The organism is Schaalia sp. Marseille-Q2122 (assembly GCF_903645355.1).
Classification (GTDB): Bacteria; Actinomycetota; Actinomycetes; order Actinomycetales; family Actinomycetaceae; genus Pauljensenia.
The window spans coordinates 295993-318882 of sequence record NZ_CAHJXR010000005.1; the positions used below are offsets into that span (position 1 = coordinate 295993).

Sequence of the window (22890 nt, forward strand, 5' to 3'; positions counted from 1 at the left end):
TCCTACAGGGCGAGGGCGGTGCGGGAGGGGAAGAGGCGGGGGATGTGGGCAATCGCGCGGCTGGCGAGAGCGAGCGCCCCTCTTTGCTGAGGACAGACCCCTCCCCGCCTCTTTTAAAAGAAGGGTCAAGAGTGTTTACAGTGCAGCTCTCAAACCCTCCCAAATGTTGTCAAAAGCACACACACCTGGGACTTTCGTCATATTATGAGTGCCAGCAGTTATCAACGTTGATATCAACCTGTATGGAAAGTGGAGACGACGGTGAAGGACACTTCTTCCCCTAACGATTGGATCGTCGAACGCATGCACCGCCAATACCAGGAAGACCCCTCCTCAGTGGACCAATCCTGGCGCGACCATTTCGCCGGTGCCCCCCAGCAAATTCGACCCATCGCCCCCGCCCCTCCCTTCCACAACCCCGCACGGCCAGCCCTCCCCCAGTACGCTCCTGCACCCATCGCAGGCCGGACGCCCTCGAAGCCCTTCCCCCCACGCGGAGAACACCACGCTGCACCACGCCCCGACCAGGACACCTGGCCACCTGAGGCCTTCTCCCCCGCAGCCCGGGTCGAAGAAGAACGCCCCAACACCGTCTCAGTCACCCGCTCCGACCTGCCTCCGGCACCCCCCTCAATCCTCGCTGACGCCACCAGCCCCTACACCCGGCGCGGCATCATCGAAGAGCGGGCCGCATCCCGCGGTGCAGCCCCCGCCACCGATGACTACTCCGAAGTCCTACGCGGCATCGCCCGCGCCACCGCGAAGAACATGGAAGAGTCCATCCAGGTTCCCACCGCCACCTCCACCCGGCAGGTCCCCGCCAAACTTCTCATCGAAAACCGGGCCCTGCTCAACACCCACCTGGCCCGCACCGTCGGCGGCAAAGTCTCCTTCACCCACCTCATCGGCTACGCCATCGTTGAAGCCCTGTGCGAAATGCCGCAGATGAATGTGCGCTACAGCGTCGTTGACGGCAAGCCCACCATGGAGCACCTCGCCCACGTTGGATTCGGCCTCGCCATTGACGTCCCCAAGGCTGACGGCAGCCGCTCCCTCATCGTGCCGGTCCTGAAAAAGGCAGACCTGCTCACTTTCCCTGAGTTTGTCGCCGCCTACCAGGACATCGTCTCTCGCGCCCGCAAGGGCGAACTCACCGCTGACGACTACAAGGGCGCCACCGTCTCCGTCACCAACCCCGGCACCCTGGGCACCACCACCTCAGTACCCCGCCTCATGAGCGGACAGGGCCTCATTATCGGCGTGGGTGCCACCGAATACCCCGCCGAATTTGCGGGCGTCTCCCCCAAGCGCCTAGCCCGCATGGGTATTGGCAAGACCATGTTCATGTCCTCCACCTACGACCACCGCGTCATCCAAGGTGCGGCCTCGGGTGAATTCCTGCGCCTCGTGTCCCAAAAACTCTCTGGCGAGGACGGCTTCTACGACCGCGTCTTCGACGCCCTCCAGGTGCCCCACCTGCCCTACCGGTGGGAACCCGACCACGAATATGATCCCGAGCGTGACAAGGGCAAGCCCTCACGCATTACCGAAATCATCCACGCCTACCGCTCGCGCGGACACCTCGCCGCAGACACTGACCCGCTCGCATACCGCGTGCGACGCCACCCCGACCTGGACATCACCCGCTACGGGCTGAGCGTGTGGGACCTCGACCGCGCCTTCCCCACCGGCGGATTCGGCGGCGAAAACCAGATGCTCCTGCGTGACATCCTCTTCCGCCTGCGCGACACCTACACCCGCTCCGTCGGCATTGAATACATGCACATCCAAGACCCCGAACAGCGCGTCTGGGTCCAGCAGCGTATTGAGCAACCCTACGAGCCGCCCACCCACCCCGAGCAGCTCCACATCCTCGACACCCTCATCCATGCCGAAGCCTTCGAAGAGTTCCTCCAAACCAAGTACGTTGGTCAAAAGCGCTTCTCCCTCGAAGGCGGCGAGTCCCTCATCCCCCTTCTGGACGCCATCTTGGCCCACTCGGCCGTCAACGGAATCCATGAGGTCGCCATCGCCATGGCCCACCGTGGCCGCCTCAACGTCCTGGCCAACCTAGCGGGCAAGTCCTACGCCCAGATCTTCTCCGAATTCGAAGGCAACCAGGACCCCCGCACCGTCCAAGGCTCAGGCGACGTGAAGTACCACCTGGGCACCGAAGGCATCTACACCATCGGGGACGGCGTGGCCACGAAGGTCTACATGGCCGCCAACCCCTCTCACCTCGAAGCCGCCAACGGCGTCCTTGAAGGCATCGTCCGCGCCAAGCAGGACCGCCTTGAGGACCCCTCACTGCCCATCGTGCCCGTCCTCATCCACGGTGACGCGGCCTTTATCGGCCAAGGCGTCGTACAAGAAACCCTCAACATGAGCCAGCTGCGCGGCTACCGCACCGGCGGCACCATCCACATCATCGTCAATAACCAGATCGGCTTCACCACCGGCCCCACCTCAGGCCGCTCCACCCGCTACCCCACCGACCTGGCCAAAGGCCTGCAAATCCCCATCCTGCACGTCAATGCTGACGACCCTGAATCCGTCGTGCGCGTGGCGCGCCTGGCCGCCGAATACCGCGAGGAATTCCACAAGGACGTCATTATCGACATGGTCTGCTACCGCCGCCGCGGTCACAACGAGGGCGACGACCCGTCAATGACGCAGCCTGTCATGTATGGCATGATCAAGCGCCTGCCCTCCACCCGCGAGGTCTACACCCGCAACCTCGTCGGCCGCGGTCAGCTGACCGTTGAGGAAGCCCAGGCGTCCATTGACGCCTACGAGGCAGAGCTGGGTCACATCCTCGTGGAAACCCGCGCGAAGGGCTGGTCCCCCGACGAGGTTGAGGGCGACACCCCCAAGGATTGGGAACTGCCCGAATCTCAGCGCCCCGGAGAGGGCATGATGATCGGCTGGACCTCGGCCGCCGACCCCCAGACCATCGCACGCATTGGCGAGGCTCACGTGGCCTTCCCCGACGACTTCACCCCCCACCCCAAGATCGCCCAGCTGTGCGAGCGTCGCGCTCAAATGGCTCGTGGGGAAGCGCCCATCGACTGGGGTTTTGGTGAGCTCTTGGCCCTGGGCTCCTTGCTCATGGAAGGAACCCCCGTTCGTGTCTCCGGCCAGGATGCGCGCCGCGCCACCTTCGTTCAGCGCCACGCGGTCCTCCACGACAACACCAATGGCCGCGAATTCACGCCCCTACGATTCCTCACCGGCGACCAAGCCGAGTTCGACATCTACGACTCGCCGCTGTCTGAGTACGCGGTCATGGCCTTCGAATACGGCTACTCGGTGGAACGCCCCGACGCCCTCGTCATCTGGGAAGCCCAGTTCGGTGACTTCGCCAATGGCGCCCAGACGGTAGTCGATGAGTTCGTGTCCTCCGCCGAGCAGAAGTGGCAGCAGCGTTCCTCCGTGGTGCTCCTCCTGCCCCACGGCTTTGAGGGTCAGGGTCCCGACCACTCCTCGGCACGTATCGAGCGCTACCTGCAGCTGGCCGCTGAGGACAATATGTGGATCGTGCAGCCCTCTACCCCGGCTAACCACTTCCACATGCTGCGCGAGCAGGCCTACCGTCGCCCGCGTAAGCCCCTCGTGGTGTTCTCGCCCAAGCAACTGCTGCGCCTACCCGCTGCGACCTCCAGCCTGGAAGAGTTCACGCACGGCGCCTTCCAGCCTGTCATTGACGAGGTCGACGCTGGCGTGCTTGCTCAGGCTGTGGACCGCGTGGTCCTGTGCTCGGGTCGCCTCTACTACGATCTTGTCCGCGAGCGCGATGCCCGTGGCGAGAACAGCACCGCGATCATTCGCCTTGAGCAGCTCTACCCCCTGCCCACCGAGGACGTGAAGGCCCTCATTTCGCGCTGGCCCAACGCGGAACTCGTGTGGGCTCAGGATGAGCCTCAAAACCAAGGCGCCTGGCCTTTCGTGGCACTGAATATGGTGCCTGAGCTTGGCCGCCCTGTGCGCCTTGTTTCCCGCCCGGCGTCGGCAACGACGGCGGCGGGCCGTGCTGCTCTGCACAAGGAGCAGCACGCCACCCTCTTGGAGGAGACCTTCCGCCGCTAAGGCGCCGCTCCTCCAACCCCCAGGGCTCCCACGGTCACGCCCCCAGATTCGATCGTGGGAGCCCGTTTTACGTAAGCTCAGCGTCCACCGGGGTGTGACCGACGCACAAGTGCACTGCGATAGGTATCGTTGTTTTACACATCCGAGGGAAGGTGACCCATGCGTATCTGCGTTATTGGTGATGAACTGGTAGCAGGAACCGGAGACCCCCGCGCCCTCGGCTGGGTCGGCCGCGTCATCGCTCGCACCGATTTCCCCGTCTCCCCCATCGTCATGCCACTGGCCGTCCCCGGAGAAAACACGGCCGCCCTCATGGCCCGCTGGGAATACGAAGTGGTCTCGCGATGGTCCGAGGACGAGCCTTTCTTCTTGGTCGTTGGTATTGGAACCTCCGACATTACCTCCGGTATTTCCACCCCACGCTCACGCCTGAACCTTGCCAATATCCTTGACCAGGCCGCTTCACGAGGCATCCCCTGTATGGTTGTTGGCCCGCCGCCCCTGGCAGGGGTCGACCGCGTGGAAATTCAAAAACTCTCCCGAGCCTGCTCTGAGGTTGCCCAACGCCGTGGCCTGCCCTTCGTCGATACTTTTACGCCACTGCTGGGCCACGACCAGTGGTTTGAGGACATGGCGATCTCGCAGGTCCGTTCCGTCACGGGTGCTACCCTGCCTGGGCAGGCCGGGCATGCCCTGATGGCGTGGCTGGTGCTGCATCAGGGCTGGTACGAGTGGACGGGCACCGAGCCAAGGGCCTGAGCTTTACTTACTGATCGCTTTTTGTGGGCAGGGTAGGGCGTTCGAGCCCATGAGCCTCGCTTCGCTTCGGCTTATCTGCCCATCCGCGCCGCGAACGCCCCAGACCACCATGCCCGCGCGACTGCCTCGTATAACACACGGCCTACGAGCACGAATCATCACCACTGGTACAGCCCAACGCCATTGGTACAGCCCAGCGCCTTCGGTACAGGCCAGCGCCATCGGCACAAAGCACACCACCTACCAAAGACGCCCACCCATACCCACAGCACCCACACCTACCAACCGCCCCAAACAGCCCGGACACCCAAGCAAGCAAAGCACCCCAGACCACCACCGGTACGGCTCAGCGCCATCGGCACAGCTCAACGCCATCGGCACAGCCCAAGGCCACTGGTACGGCTCAGCGCCATCGGCACAAAGCACACCACCTACCAAAGACGCCCACCCATACCCACAGCACCCACACCTACCAACCGCCCCAAACAGCCCGGACACCCAAGCAAGCAAAGCACCCCAGACCACCACCGGTACGGCTCAGCGCCATCGGCACAGCTCAACGCCATCGGCACAGCCCAACGCCACTGGTACAGACCAGCGCCTTCGGCACAAAGCACACCACCTACCAAAGACGCCCAACCATACCCACAGCGCCGACACATACCACCAACGCCGACACATACCACCAGCACCCGGACTGAGGCACAGAAAAAGTGCCCGGGGCTTTCGCCTCCGGGCACTTTCTTAACGACGAGGTCGTTCCAACGGCTCAGGCGTTGGGACGCTTGCCGTGGTTTGCACCGCGCTTGGCGCGTGCACGACGCTTACGGCCACGCTTCGACATTTCCGTCTCCATTCAACGATCGAACTCAACTGGGTTATTCTCCCACATTCTGCGCGCCACTCACAACGCGGCTTGACATGATGTGTCCCATTTTGCGCCGCACCTGCTCGTGCAACTCGCATGAATGGCACAAAACACAGACAATAGACACTATGAATCTTCTGCGTTTCCTTGCTCGCCCTATGCTCGCTGCCCCCTTCATCGTCGACGGTGCCAGCGCTCTTTTCGCCCCCGAATCGCATGTTGCACGCGCCCGCGTCGTCACCGACTCCTGCCAGCCCGTCCTCGACAAGCTCGGTATTGAATGCACTGATGAGGACCTCACCCTTGCCTCCCGCGCGATGGGTGCGACCAGCCTCGTTGCGGGCCTCATGCTCGCCACGGGCCGCGCCCCTCGGACCAGCGCGGCTGTGCTCACTGCCCTGTCGGTGCCCGTTGCCCTCATTAACAATCCCCTCTGGACCGCCCGCACTGCCAGTGCTCGCACCGAGATGACCTCCGGTCTTTTCCGCGGGCTTGCCCTCACCGGCGGCCTCGCCATTGCTATGACTGACCGTGAGGGCTCCCCCTCTGCAGCATGGCGGGTCCGCAAGTGGAAGGCCGAGCGTGCCCTGGCCGCTCAGCAGATCCGAGCTGATCACGGCCTGTCCTGAGGGCGCGGATGTCGCAGCACCCCACCCCCATTGAGGACTCCTACTGGCCAGCTCCGCTAGCCAGTGCTCCTTTGAGGGCGACGCTCACCATCCCGGGTTCGAAATCCGTCACCGCCAGGGCCCTCCTTCTGGCGGCCATTGCGGATCGCCCCTCCGTCCTGGAAGGGGCTTTGGCCTCGCGAGATACGGATTTAATGGCCGAGGCCCTGCGTGTTCTCGGTGCCACCATCACAGCCGACCCTTCGGGGGTCCTCCATATCACGCCGATGCCCACCCCCGCGCTCTTGCCCTTCACTGAACGGGAGATTACTTGCGGCCTGGCGGGAACGGTCATGCGTTTCCTGCCCCTCATTGCCGCCCTTTACCCGGGGCGGACGCGTTTCGAGGGCGACCCGGAAGCCTCTGCACGCCCGATGGCTCCCCTGCTTGACATCGCCGAGCAGCTCGGCGCGCAGGTGATCTGTCACGGCGAACCTGGGCGCCTGCCTTTCACCATTGTGGGTGTGCGGCCGCAGGTCAGCGGCTCGTACTCTTTCCCACAGGTGATCGAGGTGGAGGCCTCCGCCTCATCACAGTTCCTTAGCGCTGCCCTGTTGGTTGCCCCGCTCTTAGGTGTTCTTGACGGGCAGGCGCGTGTGATCTGCCCGCGTGGCGAGGTCGTGTCCTTACCTCATGTTGAGATGACCGCCGAGGCCTTGCAGGCCCGAGGTGTCCATGTCGCTTACGACCCTGCTTTGCCTGTTCTTGCGGGTCGGGGCCTTAGTGCTGTGTCCGGCCCTTCGTGGACTGTCACCCCTTCGCGCCCTGAGGGTGGCCATTTCACGGTCGAACCAGACCTGTCGAATGCGGGGGTATTCCTGGTGGCGGCCATGCTGACGGGTGGAACCGTACGGATTCGCAACTGGCCGACGCGCACCACGCAAGCCGGGGATGCGTGGCGCCACCTCTTGGCCTCCCTGGGGGCCACCGTCGTCCGTGATCATGATGATCTGATTGTCACAGGGCCCCGGGATGAGCAGGGGCGTGCCTCTTATCCGGGTTTTGACTGGGATCTGTCTGCGATTGGTGAGCTGACCCCCACGATTGCTGCCCTGGCATTATTCGCTTCTTCCCCGTGCGCGCTGCGCGGTGTGGCCCATATTCGCGGGCATGAGACGGATCGTCTGGCGGCCCTTGCGGCTGAGATTCGCAGACTGGGTGGCGAGGTCATTGAGTATGAAGATGGCCTGGCAATTACTCCTTCTGTCGACCTGCCTCAGGGGCTGCATGCAGCTGACCTTGAGTCCTACGCCGATCACAGGATGGCAACCTTTGGCGCGTTGGTGGGGTTGCGCGTTCCGGGGGTGCGGGTGGCTGATATTGCCACTACGTCGAAGACCCTGCCCGGATTTGCGCAGATGTGGCAGGATTTCCTCTGTCCTCCAACGTCCGCCGAGCATGGCAACGCCTCAACGTCGGCGCACTCGCACGTGAAGCCATCTTCTCCTTCGACGCCGTTCCCTTCACCGCTGTCTTCCCAGGAGGCCCACTAATGGCCCGAGATACCGGCACTGACGACCCTCGCGTGCGGATCCGCCCCGGCAAGAGGTCACGTCCCCGCACGAAGGTCCGCCCGGATTGGTCGACCAAGCCCCTGGGGCGGGTGGTGGCTATTGATCGTGGGCGTTATACCGTCGTGTTGGACGAGGGCGGCACCCGCGTGCAGACTGTGCGCGCCAAGGAGTTGGGTCGGGGCACGGTCATTATGGGTGACCGGGTGCGTCTGACGGGTGACCTGTCGGGCACAGTTGATACCTTGGGGCGCATTGTTGCTGTGGAGGAGCGCGACAATGTGCTGCGTCGTTCTTTGGAGGATGCTCCTGATCAGCGCGGAGAGAAGGCGATTATTGCTAATGCTGCGGTGATGGTGATTGTTGTGGCTCTGGCTGATCCTCCTCCGCGCACGGGCATGATTGACCGCTGTCTGGTGGCCGCCTATGAGGCTGGCATGGAGCCGGTGTTATGCCTGACGAAGGCTGATTTGACTGATCCGAGTACGCTGCTGGATGCCTACGCGGACTTCAATGTGCGCTCGGTGGTGACGACGCTGAGTGATACTCCCTCGGATAAGGATCTGCACCAGCCTGGGATTGAGGAATTGCGCGAGATAATGCGCGATCAGTGGTGTGTGTTTGTGGGTCATTCAGGCGTGGGGAAGTCGACGCTCATTAATGCGGTGGTCCCTGATGCTCAGCGCGCAACGGGCCATGTCAATGAGGTGACGGGCCGTGGCCGTCATACCTCGACTTCGTCGGAGGCCTTTGAACTGCCTGGCGGCGGCTGGGTGGTGGACACTCCTGGCGTGCGTTCTTTTGGTTTGGGGCATGTCAGTGTCGAGGACGTGCTGGCGGTCTTTCCGGATGTGGAGGAGGCCGCTCAGTGGTGTCTGCCGCTGTGTAGTCACGCGGAGTCGGAGGCGTCCTGCGCGATTGACCGCTGGGTGGCGGGGGCGAAGCCTTTCCCGCCCTTGGAGGTGGCGGTGTCGCTGGGCGATGGCGCGGAAGTGTCTGTCGAGGCCGAGGCCGCGCGTCGGGTTTCGCGGGCAGCGTCGGTTCGGCGTTTGCTGGAGGCTGTGGCTACTGCTGAGGCGACTTCGAAGGCTGCGCGTTAGCTGGGACCGCCGGGGTCTTAGCGTGGAGTATGCCGAGGCGTTACTGGGAGCGTAGCTGAGGATTATCCGCTGACTTTCGGTGTTGTTCAGGCTATGCTGGTGATGCACATACTGTGCATCACATCACAAGGTGGTCACCAGTTAGTCACAAGAGAATCACAAGGGAGTGATTGATCGTGAGTGCTGCAAGTCTCTACTCGGCCCTGTCATTGACCCTCGCTACAGGGGGCATGTTTTTGACTCTTGGCCTCATTGCCTGGGCCTTTAGTCAAAAAACGAAGAAGAAGTAACATCTCCATGCGGGCGCTGGACTCCAGCGCCCGCACCTGTACCGTCTGAGGTCCTCATCGTCTTGGCGTGCCGCCGTGGCGCGTGGGTCGTGTCCACAAATACGGGGGTGGGCAGGCACACTTAGTGCATGAGGATTCTGCACACGTCGGATTGGCATATTGGCCGCTCACTGCATGGGGCGGATCTGTCCGATGCCGTTGATGCCTTTATCGATTGGCTGGAGGAACAGATTCGTGAGCAAGCGGTTGACGTGTTGCTTATCTCGGGCGATATCTTTGATCGCGCTGTGCCCCCGGTACGCGCGGTTCGGCGCTTATCCCAAGCCCTGAGTCGTCTGTGCGAAGTGACGACGGTGGTTGCTATGCCAGGCAATCATGATTCGGCTTTGCGCCTGGGTTTCGCTGCCGATCTCATGCGCCCTGAGTTACGTATTGTCAGTGCCATTTCTGCCATCGGCTCACCCATCGTGTGTGAGGGTCGCGACAGGCAGCGCTGCCTGGTCTACCCCATTCCGTATCTGGAGCCTGATCTGGTGCGGCGGGAGTTGGGCGAACGCCTCGCTGACCTGTTACCAAGGCCCGCTGACAGCGACACCGACACTGACACTGAGTTCCTTGTTGCTCGCTCTCACCAGGCTGTCATGGATGCTGCACTGTCCCTCATCCGGGCGGACCTGAACCAGCGACGTCATGAGGGTGAAGATGCTCCTGCCATTGTCATGACTCACGCCTTCATTACCGGTGCTACTCCCTCGGATTCTGAGCGAGATATTCGCGTTGGGGGCGTCGAAAACGTCGGAGCAGCCACCTTCGACGGTTTTGACTATGTTGCTGCCGGACACCTACATCGCCCCCAGGATATTGCGGGCTCTACCACTCCGATTAGATATGCGGGCTCCCCTGTGGCCTACTCCTTTTCCGAGGCCGCCGCCCCAAAGACGGTGACACTCCTGGAGTTTGGACCCGACGGATTGCATTCCCTTGAGCACTTGCCCGTTCCCTGCTGGCGTCCGCTGAGCGTCATTCGTGATTCTCTGGACGCTATTCTCTCCGAGGCATACGCACCACTGCGTTCACACTTCACGTCGATCACGGTCACCGATGATGCGCGTCCCGCTCAGTTGACGACCCGCATTCGTGAGGTCTTTCCTTACGCCCTCGTCGTCTTGCATGAGGGGTCGTATTCTCCTCGGGCGGCGGTAGCGCCCCGCGCTGGCGAGACTCGCTCCGCCCATGATGTGACCGTTGATTTCTTTGAAGAGATGAGCGGCGCCCCATTGAGTGGGGCTGAACGCGCACTTATTGATCGCCTCTGGGCTGATCTACGCACTGGTGAACGCGGTGATATTGCCGACGCCTCTCCTGCTTCGGCGACTCCTCAGGAGGTCATGGCATGAAACTCCATCTCTTACGCATTGAAGGCATGGGGCCTTTTGCCAAGCCTGTGAGTATTGATTTTTCACGCTTTGATGCCTCGGGGATCTTCCTTCTCGAGGGGCCAACTGGCTCGGGGAAGTCCTCGATTATTGATGCCGTGACCTTCGCCCTCTACGGGGATGTCGCGCGACTAGCTGACGCTTCGAAGGATCGCCTGCGTTCCTCCTATTGCGCCCCCAATGATCCCTCGCGTGTGGAGTGTGTCTTCGAGGTCTCGTCGGGGATCTACCGGGTGACCCGTACGCCCCGCTATATCAAGCCTGGGCGCGAGTCGAAGGTCAATGCCACCGTTCAGTTTGAACGAGTTGTTGAGGATACTGAGGGCGCTTTCCAAGGCGTGGAAACGCTCTCGCGTTCGCATGCGGAGGCTGATGCGGAGATTACTGCGCTCGTCGGCCTGAAGAAGGAGCAATTCCTGCAGACGGTCGTCCTCCCTCAAGGGAAGTTCGCGACCTTCCTTACCGCCCGTTCAGAGACTCGCCGAGAGATCCTGCAAGACGTCTTCGGCACCCATATTTACCAGGACCTGCAGGAGCGTTTCCGTCTAGCGGCCATTGAGCACGCTAAGGCTGTGGAGGCCGCCCAAGCCGCTGTGGCGGAGGCGCGTGCCCGGATTCTCGAACTCAGCACAGACCTCCTCTCCCTGGAGGAGAGCACCCCCTCACCCGACTCTTACAGCGGGGTAGACCAGGAGCCAGAACAGGGGGATGAGGCACTCCTGACCCGCCTGAGCGAGGTCCTAGACACTCAAGGTCGGGCTATCAACTCGCAGGTAGCGCAGGCACGGGAAGATCTGGAGACTGCCCGGAGGGATGAACAGAGTGCACGTCAGGGGGCGCTCAACTTGGCCGCCCGCGATGCCCTCGTCAAACGTCTGGAGGAACTGGAGGGGCAAGGTGAGGAGATCGCGGCTGCCCGATTGGAGCTCGCTGAGGCGCGCGATGCCGAGACTGCACGGCCCTTCCTTGATGATTTCGACAGCGCCTACGAGGCTCTCACGTCAGCCTGTGACAAGACAGAGACCGCCCTTGACAATCTCGCTTCTGGGGCGAGCGCGGAATTGCCTCTCCCTGAAACTGTACTCACCCTGCTTAAGCACTGGGGTCAGCCTGCAAGCAAGAGTGCACAGGGATGGGAGGCGCTCTCTTCCCCTGACTCTCTTGCCCTGCTGCGCGCCCACGCCATCGACGCTGAAAGGCAGCGCGCACGCCTGAGCGAACTACTCACTATCGAGAAGGGGCTTGCTCAACGTGAGGGCGATCTAGCCGAGCTTTCCCAGCGTGAGGCAGCCACCGCCACGGCCCTCGCCGAAGCGGAGGCTCTCGGCGCCCAGCTCCCCGCCCAACTGGACCAAGCTCAGAGCGCCTACGAGCAGGCTCGTCGCGCCTGCGAGACTCTCCCAACCTTGGAAGAGGAGCTCACGCAACTGCGCCAACGGCACGCACACGCCAAGAATGTCGAGCGTTACGAGGCACAGATCCCAGGTGCACAGCAGGACGTCGATGATGCTGGTCATGTAGCTCAGAAGGCCGACGCGCGCGCACGTTCCCTGCGTGCGGCATGGATGGCTGATGCTGCATCCGCTCTGGCCTGCGAACTCCAAGACGATGAACCCTGCCCTGTGTGTGGCTCCCCCACACCTCCCTGCCACCCCCCAGGGCGAGGGCGAAACCGTGAGCCATGCGCAAGTCGAGGAGGCAGATGCTGCCCGGCAGGCGGCCGATCGCGCCTTCCAGGAGCGTCGCGATGTCCTCGCCGAGTTGACTGCACAATGCCAGCGGGAGCGCCTAGCGGCAGGCGGCTCACTCGATGAGCTTCGCCCCCTGGAAGAGGCCGCCCTTGAGGCTCTCCAGACAGCCCAGAAGGCAGAGTCCTCGCTGCCCCTCCTCAGCGCGGAGATTGAACAGGTCCGTGCGGCGCAGGAACGCGTTCACACGCAGATCATCACTTTACGCGAGGAGGGAGCTGCTCTAGGCCAGCAGCGCGAGCTTCATGCCGCCAACGTTGAGGCTGATCGGCGGCGCTGCGACGACGCAGCGGGGGCTTTCTCTACCCTGTCAGCTCATGATGCGGCCCTCAGTGCCCGCATTGACGCTGTCGAGCAGGCAGCGACAGCCCTGAATGAGTGGATCGGGGCGGAAAAGGCCTTCGAGGCCGCCGCCTCGCGTGTCAGTCGGGCCCTCGAAATCAACATCCCTGTGCGGGACTATGTGGCGCGTCTGCGCAGCGCGGATTCCCCCGCCAGCGCCGCCCCAGTTCAACACTTTGACCAGGCGCAGAGCTTTGAGCAGGCGCAGGTGGCGATTGCCACCCGCCGGGAGCACCTGCGTAGCCTTGCCGAATGTCACGCTCTGGAGGAACGGATCGAGTCTTACCACAGTGCGCTGTCGAGCACTCGTGAGAGCCTGAGTAATCCCGACTTTGCAACCCTCACCGGCGAGGAAGCCGCCGCCTTAGCGGCGTGTCAAGCGCGCCTTGTGGCCGCCGAGGACACTCACACCCAGATGGTTACCCGCCAGGCTCACGCCACTGCCCAGGCTGAAGCTCTCAGGCGGGCCATCAACAAATTCCGTGAGGCGAGCACAGCCTGTGACGCTGCCGTTAAGGCAGCTGAGCCGGCTCGGCGCCTCCACGCCCTCGCCTCTGCTACGACGGCAGAGAATCTCACACGCACGCCTCTTGCCGCCTGGGTGTTGATGGCGCGTTTTGAAGAGGTCCTCGCTGCGGCGAATCCTCGCCTACTTGCTATCTCGCAGGGCAGGTATGAGTTGATTCGTGTGGACGATGACGGGTCGCAGTCACGCAAGTCGGGGCTTGGTGTGGCTGTCGTTGACCACGACACGGAAACGACGCGCCTGCCGAGTACGCTCTCGGGTGGTGAAACCTTCTACGTTTCCCTCTCCCTGGCTCTTGGCCTTGCTGACGTGGTGACCGGGGAAAACGGCGGCGTTGAACTGCGCACAATGTTCATCGATGAAGGCTTTGGCTCCCTTGATGCCAATACCCTCGAGACTGTGATGGCGCAGCTGCAGCGCTTGCGTGATTCTGGCCGGACGGTGGGTGTCATCAGCCATGTTCATGAGATGGCTACCCTCATCCCCGATCAGATTCGGGTGCGTTGGAATGCGAAGGAAGGCTCAATGGTCACGGTCCGCGCCTAAGCCAGTGCTGTGGCCAAGCCCAGTCGTTCGGAGGAGTCAAACCATTCAAGGGCGTGATCCCACAGCTGTGCGACAGCCTCGTCAGCCGTGTCTTGGTCCTCAGCTGCGATGACCGCGCGCACGGCTTCTTCGGCCTCGGGCCCGTCAACGAGGACGGCGGCGACATCTGCCCAGGTGTAGCTGGGGGTGTCGACCTCGCGCACGTCCGCTTCCTGCGTGGCGGGGGCGCGGCCGGGGATGTCGACGGCGAGGACGATGCGACGCTTGGCTCCTTCCGGGGAAGTGTCACGCAGGAGGGTCAGACCTTCCAGGCAGGCTTCTGTTTGGGCGTCGTCTTCGATGACTTCAGCTTCTTCGGGGTGAGTGCCCGCCGGGATGAGGGCCACCCATGCCTTGCGGGCGGGCGGGTGTTCACCGCTGAGTTCATGGCTGAGTGCTGGAATGTAGACGCGCATAGGGACAGTGTGGCATAGCTGTCCTTTTTCGCCTACTTAGGAGCCGTCGCGCGTCTGGGCTTTCCCGCGTTTTCGGAGGGTGTGTGCCAGGGACAGCATGCGTGGGGCGCGGATCTTCCGGTGGTGTGCGTGGGCTCGTTTGGGAAGTTGATCGGCGCTTGCTGGCTGCACATTGCGGGCCAGGAGGCGGATAAGGCGTTGTGAGAGCTCCTCGAAGTCGCGTGCGGCAAGGCTTTTGTGATCGCCACGCATGAGGGAGCGTCCTTGGAGTTGAGCGCTGAGGATCTGAGGATCGTCACTAATGAGGGAGATGTCTTCTCCGGGCAGGTAGGGAGCGAGGGCCTGCGCGATGGCTTGTGCGGGGCGCGAGCCAGCACGTTCTTCGCAGACCATATTGGCAACGATGTGGACCTGGGGGCCACTAATGTGAGCGCGTAGCCATTCGAGGGAGTACATGAGGCGGTGGAGGCCTTCAGCATCGGAGCGGGCCACGACGAGGATGAGGTCGGAGACTTTGAGGACGGCGGCGGTGGCCTCGTCTCGTCCGGCGTTGAATCGGCCAAAGTCTTCGAGGGGGTCGAGGGTTCCTGAGGCGCAGTCGACGATGATGTATTCGGCGTGTTCACGCGCTGCACGTAGGCACTGGGTGAGGGCTGAGGGTGAGGCTTCTCGCCAGCGGTGGGGTGTGCTCAGGCCGGTGATGACGGGGATCCCTTCGTCGCTGGTCTGTTGGGCGTGTTCAATGTGCTCTGCGTGTACGTCGCCGCGGGCGGCGTAGCGGGCAATGGCGGAGAGGGAGGAGACGTCGGTGCTCATGCCCAGCGCGTGTGCGACGGAGGGGGCGTAAGTGTCAGCGTCAATAAGGAGGGTGCGTATGGGAGGAAGGGAGTTGCTGTGGTGGAGGGCTGCGGCGAGGTTGATGGCGACGGTGGTGCGCCCCGGCGCGCCGCTGGTTCCCCAGATGGCGATGATTTTTCCTCGTTGAGGGCGGCTTGTGGCGCTATTGAGCCATGCGGTATCACCGAGGCTGAGGGGCGTGGCGCCTGGGTTTTCTTCCTCCTGAGGGAAGCTTTCCGCACTGTCGATGCTATGGGGGTTGATCGCTGCTTCGTCCCCCTCGGTGTGGTGCGCCTGAGCCGCTGGGGTGTCCTTCCCTGCTGCGTCGTGCAGGCGAAGGGGATCTCGGCCAGTGGCCTCGCCCTCGTCCTTGTATTGCGTGCCGTCACTGAGGTCACTTTGGGAGAAGAGCTCGTGGGCGTCGAAAGACTGCTCTAAGCCTGACAGGCTGCTGTCTGCGCTGGTGTTGGACTGTTCGGCGTGACCTCCATGGGCGATGCTGAGCAGCGCACGGGCGATCCCCTCGGGGTCATGCGCAGGTGCGAGCATATCGGGTTTGAGCTTGAGGAGGCTGTGGGTTCCGATGGCTTCGCCAGCGGGGGTGTAGTCCTGCAGGAGGATGACCTTCATCCCGGCCTCGTGCAGGCTGTCGATGAAGGGACGGTCGCAATCAGGGTCATTGCCACTGAGGACGCCAATTTCGGCGATGCGCGCGCGGGCTGCTGCTTCAAGTTCGACGAGGTCAGCGCAGCGGCGGACGACTTTGAGGGTGCGCGCGTAGCCTTCGAGGTGGGTGAGCACTTCGGTGTCGGCATCCTCGGGAATGCACAGGGCGATGGGCGTTGGCGAGTGGGGATGTGTGGGGCTCATCATAGTCCTACGGGTACGGCGGAAAGTGTTCCATTTCCATGGGCGCTTTCAAGAATCTTTGAGATGTCGGTGACGTTGAAGCGGACTTCGATGCGGAGGGATCCCTGTCCAGCGAGGATCCCTGACTCTCCGAGGACCTTGACCAGGGTGGCGTCTTTGGTCACGATGCTGGGTTTTGGCGCTTCTTGGGTGCCGATCGGTTGGTTGGGGACGAACCACAGTTCGAGGCTTGTGCCCGGGGTGACGGTATCGGGAAGGCCGTCGGAGACGGAGATGACGATATTGCGTCTGTTTTTCTGCGCTTCGGTGGTGATGGCTGAGCGGGCGATGAGTTCTCCGGCGCCGATATTGATGGTCGCCTGGGCGTCGGAGGGGAGCTCTCCGCCGGGAAGGTAGGCGGTTGATTCTGGGCGGGCGTCAATGATGACGGTGTTGTGAGGTCCAAGGGATTCACCTTGGGCGATGGGGCGGGTGCTGCGGTAGACCGGTATTCCTGCTCGTGCGGAGGCGATGAGTTGGGTGCAGGCGATGATGGAGGCGAGAAGCACGATGATGCCGATCACGAGGCGTGGATCTTTCCAGACGCTGGTTGATCGGGGAATGGAAACGGAGCTTCGATGACTAATCATTCTCACATCATTGCTGAATTTTCTTCGCGAGGAGGCTTATCCACAGGGCAATTTTTCTTGCCTCGTGACTCATGTGACGCGACTCGGGTTCTCCACAGGAAGAATGAGCATCTCGCGCGAACCGATGAGAAGTGGCATGATAGTGGCATGAGTCCACGTTTCCTTACCCTGACCGATGTTGCTGAGATCCTTAACCTCACTCCATCAGCGGCCCGTTCCCTGGTAAATTCTGGGGAGCTCCCCGCGATCCAGGTTGGCGGAAAGAAGGCATGGCGCATTGAGGATACTGTTCTTGAGCAGTACATCCAGGATCAATACGCCGCTACCCGCGAGCGCGTCAAGAGCGCACAGCTCGACTAGGTTTCCTCCAACACGCTGTCGGCCACCCAGGGTGCCGGGGTGCCGGGGTACCAGATGCCAGGGTGCCAGGCGCCGAGGCGCCAGATACCAGGATGTCAGCTGCCAGCGCATGCACACCTGCGCCGCGTGACGCAAGCACCCGCTCCCCTACTGACCAGGGAGCACGTCGGGATGCGGGCCGACTTCCGCCCCTTTCCCCTACCCTCGCCATTCGTTGGCGAGGGTAATTTTGTGCACTCCCTGCAGCGAGAGGGAGATGAGCGCCGTCGGACCACGGTCACGCTGGTCCCATGAGTCCCTGCCACCAATGAGAATGTCACAGTGGTCGGCATAGACAGCGGTGAGGCGCCCGACGTATTGGCCTGCATCATGTTCAATGACGAGCATGACACCTCGCGCACTGAGCTCGCGTAGCAGGTGGCCGATGGAGACGCGGAGGGCTGGAGAGTCCGCATCAGTCCGGGCCGAATCAAGCCCCTGCGCTGCCACGATGGCATGGAGGGGAATGATGTGTTCCTCTCGCCCGGATTTGAGGCGAATCCATTGGAGGGCAACGTCTGCAACGTTTCCCCGGACGCGCTGAGAGCCTCGAAGGATGAGCTCAACCTCCTGATGGAGCGTTGCGAGGAGGCGTTGGGCGTAAGAGATTCCGGCCCGCTCAGCGTCAAGCATCTCTACGAGCATCTCATCGTGCTCATCTCGCCTGTGCTGGTCAAAACGGCTTTCCATATCCGCCAGAAAAAGACTGAGATCCATAGATTCACCCTGCCACAAAGTCACACGAACTGCAGCCAGTTGACACCAAGAACTTCTTGCGCAACACTATTGATACGATTAACTGCAACGAACTGACACGATTAGAGATGATTGAGCATGAGAAGCGTCGATACACATCAAATGGAGGCGATACTCTCGCCTTCCTCCTCACGCTCTGAGCAACTCAGGGCCGCAGCATGGGAGCTCTTCCTTTTCCTCTCCTGCACCGGCATGGGCGCCATGCTTGTCATTACCTGGCAGGCTCTTGAGCTTTCTACCGCGCCTCAACCTCAGGAGGTTCTTCTCCTGGTGGTCAGTTTTGCTGGGGGTCTCTTGAGTGCCTGGAATCTCGTCAACGCGCTGCTCGCCCGCCTTGGAAGTCTGCGTCACGCACCAGCCTGGATCAGGCGCGGCTGCTCGGCCTTCATTTCCCGCTGGGGCACAGCCCATGCGCGCCGACTTCTTCTGCGTTCAAGCGCACAGCTCGCCCTCGGTGTTGGCACATTCACCCTGGGTGTGAGCCCACTCGCCCTCGCCGCAGATCTTCCCTCCCCCGACATTCCTCCCCTTGACGCGCCGATGAGTGCTTCTAAGACTCTGCCTGCCCCAAACGCCGATCTTCTCCCACCCGCTGACTCCCCTAGCCAGCCAGCCCTAGCGAGTCAGCCGACACCCCCAACCCAGCCGGTGTCGGCGGGCAATGGCCGAGACGAGGGCACGGGCCAGCGCGAGGAGCAGGGCCAGCGCGAGAGCCAGGGCCATGAGGTTGGCACGGCGAGCACATTACCCTCTCCTCTCCACCCCCTTCCCGGCGCTGCAGACGCACCGCAGAGCGCGGCGCCCACTTCAGCGGAGGCGGTACCAGACAAGCACGCGCGAGGAGCAGCCTCTCATCCCGTTGCTCAAGACGCCAAGCAACGCATGGAAGGCACTGGCCGCTACTCTCCCAGGGTTGAGCTCAATGAGCAGCCCAGCTATTCCCACGGCCCCTATGTACGTCCAGACACGCCGCAGGTGCCCCGCCCAAGCGTTGGAGCCGCTCTCACGCCGAGCAGCACCGAAGGCGCCCTCGTCGGACGCCTCCTTCCACAAAGCCCCCGCATCAGCGCTCCCCCAAGCGCACACAATACCCCAGCCACCGAAGCTGCCTCCCCTTCTCGAACTCACACGGTCTGTGAGGGAGACAGCCTCTGGTCTATCGCCGCAACCTTACTTGGCGATAACAGCTCTGACGCTGCCATCACCGTTGCCTGGCAGCGAATCTATGCACTCAACCGGGCCACCATTGGCCCTTCCCCTGACCTGATCCTGCCGGGCACCGTTCTCACCTTGCCCGCATCATTCTAGGAGTCCACGATGTCGACCACTCTCGCTCCCCGCCAACGCCCCCACACCCGCCCCGTCGCACGCCGAGGCGCCCGCGGCCTCGCCGCTCTACCGGCTCGCCATGACGCGCCCTATCGCGTCCCTCGCCATAATGGACCGTGCTTCCAGTGGGACATGGTTCGAGACCTCCCCTCTGGCGAGGTCGCCATCATCCGTGAGCGCCTGAGGGATTCTCATTCCTCACCCGTGTGGAAAAAGTGCCTGCCCGCAGCCGACAGCTGGGCGGCTAACCTCGCCCTTGGCCTGGTGGAGATTCTCCAGGACACTCGCCCACTGCCCCAGGTGCGCCGCTGGGTTCTTCCAGCGCTCTATGACGAACTCGCTCTTGCTCGTGGCTGCATCGCTGATGAGGGAAGCAAGCCCGGTACCTGCAGTCTTGTTCGCTGGCGAATTTGCCCCATTAGTGACCGCATTGTTGAAAGCTGCGTCATCGTCCAAACCCGCAGCCGTCAACGTACCGTCTCGGTGCGAATAGAAGAATATCGAGGGCGGTGGATCGCCACTGCCCTCGATATTCTCTAAAACTCTGCTGAGCCTTCGAGCACGGCCAAAGACACTCAGCCCACCATGGGACCTACTTGCGACCCTTCTTCGCAGCGCGACGCTGAGCCCGGTTCATTCCCGAGTTGGCTCCCGTGTCAGACGGAGCAGAGTACTGCAGGCGCTCGGTGCGCTTCTCCCGGCCCAGATCGCCCATCACAGCGCGAGCCTTTGCGGCAGAAACTTCCGCAGGTCGGGCGGCAGCCTGAGCGTTCTTTTCGGCCTGGGCGGCATTTTGTTCTGCCTGACGCTGCTCGGCCAGCGCCGCCTCAACAGCCTGCTCGTAAACGAGGTCGAATTGGCGGGTGTAGGCAAAGACTGCCTGAACGGACTCTTCACGAATACGTTCCATCATGATGTTGAACATCTTGGCGGCTTCGTCACGATACTCAACGAGGGGATCACGCTGACCCATAGCGCGCAGGCCGATACCTTCCTTGAGGTAATCCATCTCGTAAAGGTGCTCGCGCCACAGGCGATCGACCGTGCCGATGACGACGCGCTGCTCGAGGGTGCGCATCGGGTCTTCTCCGAGCTGCTGGATTGCGATGGGATTCTGCGAAAGACGATCCTCGGCGTCGGCGTAGACAGACTTAATGTCGCCGACAAGTTCATTAATGAGTTCCTCACGCACGAGGGAGCCCGGACCGCCGTGCGCGTCTTCCACCTCCTGGTAGGTGACCGACGGCGGGTAGTAGGCGCGCAGCGTATCCCACAGTTCGTCAAGGTCCCATTCCCTGGGCGACAGGTCTGCGGTCTTTTCCTTCACGAGACCAGCAATCATGAGCTCCATGAAGCCCAGAAGCTGGTCATGCATGTCTTCACCTTCAAGGATGCGACGACGCTCCTCGTAAATGAGTTCACGCTGGCCCGTCATCACATCGTCGTACTTCAAGACGTTCTTACGGATCTCGAAGTTACGGCCCTCCACCTGGCTTTGGGCCGAGGCAATGGAACGGGAGACGATCTTCGACTCCAGGGGCATATCCTCTGGGTATGCGCCCGAGGCCATAATGCGCTGCGCTAAGCCGGAGCTATACAGACGCATCAAATCGTCTTGCATTGACAGGTAGAAGCGGGACTCACCCGGATCGCCTTGACGGCCTGAACGGCCTCGCAGCTGATTATCGATACGGCGCGATTCGTGACGTTCAGTACCCAGTACGTAGAGGCCGCCCAGTTCGCATACCTCTTCACGCTCTGCCTGCACAGCGGCGTCGGCCTCGGCCAAGGCTTCAGGCCAGGCGGCGCGGTAGCCTTCGGGATCAAGCTTAGGATCGAGCCCGCGGTGAGCAAGGTTCGCTTGAGCGATGAACTCCGAGTTGCCACCGAGCATAATGTCCGTACCGCGGCCAGCCATATTGGTGGCGACGGTGACAGCGCCCTTACGGCCCGCCATGGCGACAACCTGGGCTTCACGAGCGTGCTGCTTCGCGTTGAGCACCTGGTGGGGAATGCGACGCTTCTTGAGCATCTCAGAGACAAGCTCGGAGCTTTCCACCGAGGCCGTACCCACGAGGACCGGCTGACCTGCGGCGTGACGCTCGGCAATGTCGTCGACGATGGCATTGAGTTTGCCCTGCAAGGTGGGGTACACGTAGTCAGGCTGGTCAATGCGCTGAACGGGCTTATTCGTGGGGATCGGGACAACGCCGATCTTGTAGGTGGACACGAATTCTGCCGCTTCCGTTTCAGCTGTACCCGTCATGCCCGCACGCGAACCTTCGGGGTAGAGACGGAAGTAGTTCTGCAGGGTGATCGAAGCCAGAGTCTGGTTCTCCGCCTTGATCTCCACGCCTTCCTTGGCCTCAATGGCTTGGTGCATGCCTTCGTTGTAGCGGCGGCCCGGCAGTGAACGACCGGTGTGCTCGTCAACGATCAGCACCTCGCCATCGGCGATGATGTAGTCGTGGTCGCGGTGGAAGAGCTCCTTCGCACGGATCGCGTTGTTGAGGAAGCCGATAAGGGGGGTGTTAGCTGCCTCGTAGAGGTTTTCCACCCCGAGTTCATCTTCGACCTTATCGATACCCGGTTCAAGGACACCAATGGTCTTCTTCTTCTCGTCGACCTCGTAGTCAACGCCAGCTTCGAGGCCGCGCACGATACGCGCAAACTCGGTGTACCAGCGGTTGACGTCTCCGGTCGCAGGTCCGGAGATAATGAGCGGGGTTCGGGCCTCGTCAATGAGGATCGAGTCAACCTCATCAACGATGACGTAGTGATGTCCGCGCTGAACCATGTCCTCCACGCGTTGGGCCATATTGTCGCGCAGATAGTCGAAGCCGAACTCGTTATTCGTGCCGTAGGTGATGTCAGCGTTGTACTGCTTGCGACGCTCTTCGGGAGACTGGCCCACAAGGATGCAGCCCACGGACACGTCCAGGAAGTTGAAGACGCGGGCCATCAGGTCAGACTGGTACTTGGCGAGGTAGTCATTGACCGTCACCACATGCACACCATCGCCCGTCAGGGAGCGCAGGTAAGAGGGCATGGTCGCCACCAGGGTCTTACCTTCGCCGGTCTTCATTTCAGCAATATTGCCCAAGTGCAGTGCTGCCGCTCCCATCACCTGAACGTGGAAGGGGCGCTGACGCAGGGTACGCCAGGCGGCTTCACGGACAGTTGCGAAAGCCTCAACCATCAGGTCATCGAGGGTTTCGCCTTCGCTGAGACGCTGCTTGAATTCTGCGGTCTTGGCGCGCAGCTCCTCGTCGGTGAGGGCTTCGAAATCTTCCCGGAGGGCGTCAACCTGCTGAGCAATACGGTCGAGCTTCTTCAGGGTGCGGCCTTCGCCTGCACGAAGGATCTTGTCAATGAAGGACACAGGTGCTCCTGAGATCATGGCCAAAAGCCATTACGCTTTCGGGTACACATTGGCGCATACCCGCTCTATTTTACGTTTATGCGGAGCCTTTTTCCTCATTGCCTTGCACACGTTCGCCCAGAGCGCAGGCCAAGGGAGGCTTTCCAGCCCTCCTCCCCCACTCCTGCGGGCCAGGAGGACTGGGGCGCGCGCCCACTCACCGTCACTTCACTGCGGCTCATGGGCCCAAACACGCCGCCGCAGCTCACCCCACACGGCTACGCCCCCAATGCATCCTCGTGGATTTTGATCCCTGCCCGACACTGCGGCGGACTACTGGGAGGATGCCTGGACACAGTACTGGGGTCGCCACG

At 62.2% G+C, this 22890-nt stretch carries 16 protein-coding genes; 11 read left to right on the top strand and 5 right to left on the bottom strand.

Annotation, left to right across the window (positions count from 1 at the left end):
* The first annotated feature begins 261 nt into the window (after positions 1 to 261).
* The 8 genes from HWX48_RS07465 (at position 262) to HWX48_RS11245 (ending at position 13880) form a co-directional block, all read left to right on the top strand.
* Positions 262 to 4086 (top strand): multifunctional oxoglutarate decarboxylase/oxoglutarate dehydrogenase thiamine pyrophosphate-binding subunit/dihydrolipoyllysine-residue succinyltransferase subunit, encoded by a 3825-nt coding sequence (locus HWX48_RS07465; protein ID WP_303048074.1) that lies wholly within the window; start codon positions 262 to 264, stop codon positions 4084 to 4086.
* 159 nt (positions 4087 to 4245) lie between these two features.
* Positions 4246 to 4845, top strand: a complete 600-nt coding sequence (locus tag HWX48_RS07470; RefSeq protein ID WP_175956154.1) for a GDSL-type esterase/lipase family protein — start codon at positions 4246 to 4248, stop codon at positions 4843 to 4845.
* 996 nt (positions 4846 to 5841) lie between these two features.
* Positions 5842 to 6342 (top strand): DoxX family membrane protein, encoded by a 501-nt coding sequence (locus HWX48_RS07475; protein WP_175956156.1) that lies wholly within the window; start codon positions 5842 to 5844, stop codon positions 6340 to 6342.
* Between the two features lie 8 nt (positions 6343 to 6350).
* The gene (aroA, locus tag HWX48_RS07480) at positions 6351 to 7874 is read left to right on the top strand and encodes a 3-phosphoshikimate 1-carboxyvinyltransferase (protein ID WP_175956158.1); all 1524 of its coding nucleotides are present in this window, start codon (positions 6351 to 6353) and stop codon (positions 7872 to 7874) included.
* Entirely contained in the window at positions 7874 to 8992 is a 1119-nt protein-coding gene (gene rsgA, locus HWX48_RS07485) for a ribosome small subunit-dependent GTPase A (protein ID WP_175956165.1), read from the top strand. The genes aroA and rsgA overlap by 1 nt, the downstream gene beginning before the upstream one ends.
* 418 nt (positions 8993 to 9410) lie before the next feature.
* A complete protein-coding gene (locus HWX48_RS07490; RefSeq protein ID WP_175956167.1) occupies positions 9411 to 10679 on the top strand; it encodes an exonuclease SbcCD subunit D C-terminal domain-containing protein in 1269 nt (422 codons plus the stop codon).
* Positions 10676 to 12532, top strand: a complete 1857-nt coding sequence (locus HWX48_RS07495) for an AAA family ATPase (protein ID WP_175956169.1) — start codon at positions 10676 to 10678, stop codon at positions 12530 to 12532. Before HWX48_RS07490 ends, HWX48_RS07495 begins: the two co-directional genes overlap by 4 nt.
* A gap of 883 nt (positions 12533 to 13415) precedes the next feature.
* Complete coding sequence (locus HWX48_RS11245; protein WP_254873018.1) at positions 13416 to 13880, top strand: SMC family ATPase; 465 nt, start codon at positions 13416 to 13418, stop codon at positions 13878 to 13880.
* Here the strand turns inward: HWX48_RS11245 and HWX48_RS07500 are convergent.
* From HWX48_RS07500 to HWX48_RS07510, 3 genes are read right to left on the bottom strand one after another with little or no spacing between them, the layout of a single operon-like run.
* Positions 13877 to 14335 carry a hypothetical protein gene (locus HWX48_RS07500; protein ID WP_175956171.1) on the bottom strand — a complete coding sequence of 153 codons (459 nt, stop codon included), beginning with the start codon at positions 14333 to 14335 and terminating at the stop codon, positions 13877 to 13879. The genes HWX48_RS11245 and HWX48_RS07500 overlap by 4 nt on opposite strands.
* A gap of 36 nt (positions 14336 to 14371) precedes the next feature.
* On the bottom strand, positions 14372 to 16042 hold the full coding sequence (locus HWX48_RS07505; protein ID WP_175956173.1) for a hypothetical protein: 1671 nt from the start codon (positions 16040 to 16042) through the stop codon (positions 14372 to 14374).
* Complete coding sequence (locus HWX48_RS07510; RefSeq protein ID WP_175956175.1) at positions 16042 to 16671, bottom strand: hypothetical protein; 630 nt, start codon at positions 16669 to 16671, stop codon at positions 16042 to 16044. The genes HWX48_RS07505 and HWX48_RS07510 overlap by 1 nt, the downstream gene beginning before the upstream one ends.
* Positions 16672 to 16818: 147 nt before the next feature.
* Between HWX48_RS07510 and HWX48_RS07515 the strand changes: the two genes are divergently transcribed.
* The gene (locus HWX48_RS07515) at positions 16819 to 17031 is read left to right on the top strand and encodes a helix-turn-helix domain-containing protein (protein WP_124871121.1); all 213 of its coding nucleotides are present in this window, start codon (positions 16819 to 16821) and stop codon (positions 17029 to 17031) included.
* A 198-nt stretch (positions 17032 to 17229) separates the two neighbouring features.
* On the opposite strand, the gene HWX48_RS07520 is transcribed toward HWX48_RS07515, so the two are convergent.
* On the bottom strand, positions 17230 to 17787 hold the full coding sequence (locus HWX48_RS07520) for a hypothetical protein (protein WP_175956177.1): 558 nt from the start codon (positions 17785 to 17787) through the stop codon (positions 17230 to 17232).
* A 117-nt stretch (positions 17788 to 17904) separates the two neighbouring features.
* On the opposite strand from HWX48_RS07520, the gene HWX48_RS07525 reads away from it, so the two are divergent.
* Together HWX48_RS07525 and HWX48_RS07530 are read left to right on the top strand one after the other, a co-directional pair.
* Positions 17905 to 19134, top strand: coding sequence for a LysM peptidoglycan-binding domain-containing protein (locus HWX48_RS07525; RefSeq protein WP_175956178.1), 1230 nt, complete (start codon positions 17905 to 17907; stop codon positions 19132 to 19134).
* Between the two features lie 9 nt (positions 19135 to 19143).
* The gene (locus HWX48_RS07530; RefSeq protein ID WP_175956179.1) at positions 19144 to 19695 is read left to right on the top strand and encodes an Rv3235 family protein; all 552 of its coding nucleotides are present in this window, start codon (positions 19144 to 19146) and stop codon (positions 19693 to 19695) included.
* A 52-nt stretch (positions 19696 to 19747) separates the two neighbouring features.
* On the opposite strand, the gene secA is transcribed toward HWX48_RS07530, so the two are convergent.
* Positions 19748 to 22537 (bottom strand): preprotein translocase subunit SecA, encoded by a 2790-nt coding sequence (gene secA, locus HWX48_RS07535; RefSeq protein ID WP_175956182.1) that lies wholly within the window; start codon positions 22535 to 22537, stop codon positions 19748 to 19750.
* Between the last annotated feature and the right edge of the window lie 353 nt (positions 22538 to 22890).

Bases quoted from the DNA above. Each gene is read 5' to 3' on its own strand.
- HWX48_RS07470 (WP_175956154.1), top strand. From the start codon at position 4,246: ATGCGTATCTGCGTTATTGGTGATGAACTGGTAGCAGGAACCGGAGAC.
- HWX48_RS07475 (WP_175956156.1), top strand. From the start codon at position 5,842: ATGAATCTTCTGCGTTTCCTTGCTCGCCCTATGCTCGCTGCCCCCTTC.
- aroA (WP_175956158.1), top strand. From the start codon at position 6,351: ATGTCGCAGCACCCCACCCCCATTGAGGACTCCTACTGGCCAGCTCCG.
- rsgA (WP_175956165.1), top strand. From the start codon at position 7,874: ATGGCCCGAGATACCGGCACTGACGACCCTCGCGTGCGGATCCGCCCC.
- HWX48_RS07490 (WP_175956167.1), top strand. From the start codon at position 9,411: ATGAGGATTCTGCACACGTCGGATTGGCATATTGGCCGCTCACTGCAT.
- HWX48_RS07495 (WP_175956169.1), top strand. From the start codon at position 10,676: ATGAAACTCCATCTCTTACGCATTGAAGGCATGGGGCCTTTTGCCAAG.
- HWX48_RS11245 (WP_254873018.1), top strand. From the start codon at position 13,416: ATGGCGCGTTTTGAAGAGGTCCTCGCTGCGGCGAATCCTCGCCTACTT.
- HWX48_RS07500 (WP_175956171.1), bottom strand. From the start codon at position 14,335: ATGCGCGTCTACATTCCAGCACTCAGCCATGAACTCAGCGGTGAACAC.
- HWX48_RS07505 (WP_175956173.1), bottom strand. From the start codon at position 16,042: ATGAGCCCCACACATCCCCACTCGCCAACGCCCATCGCCCTGTGCATT.
- HWX48_RS07510 (WP_175956175.1), bottom strand. From the start codon at position 16,671: ATGATTAGTCATCGAAGCTCCGTTTCCATTCCCCGATCAACCAGCGTC.
- HWX48_RS07515 (WP_124871121.1), top strand. From the start codon at position 16,819: ATGAGTCCACGTTTCCTTACCCTGACCGATGTTGCTGAGATCCTTAAC.
- HWX48_RS07520 (WP_175956177.1), bottom strand. From the start codon at position 17,787: ATGGATCTCAGTCTTTTTCTGGCGGATATGGAAAGCCGTTTTGACCAG.
- HWX48_RS07525 (WP_175956178.1), top strand. From the start codon at position 17,905: ATGAGAAGCGTCGATACACATCAAATGGAGGCGATACTCTCGCCTTCC.
- HWX48_RS07530 (WP_175956179.1), top strand. From the start codon at position 19,144: ATGTCGACCACTCTCGCTCCCCGCCAACGCCCCCACACCCGCCCCGTC.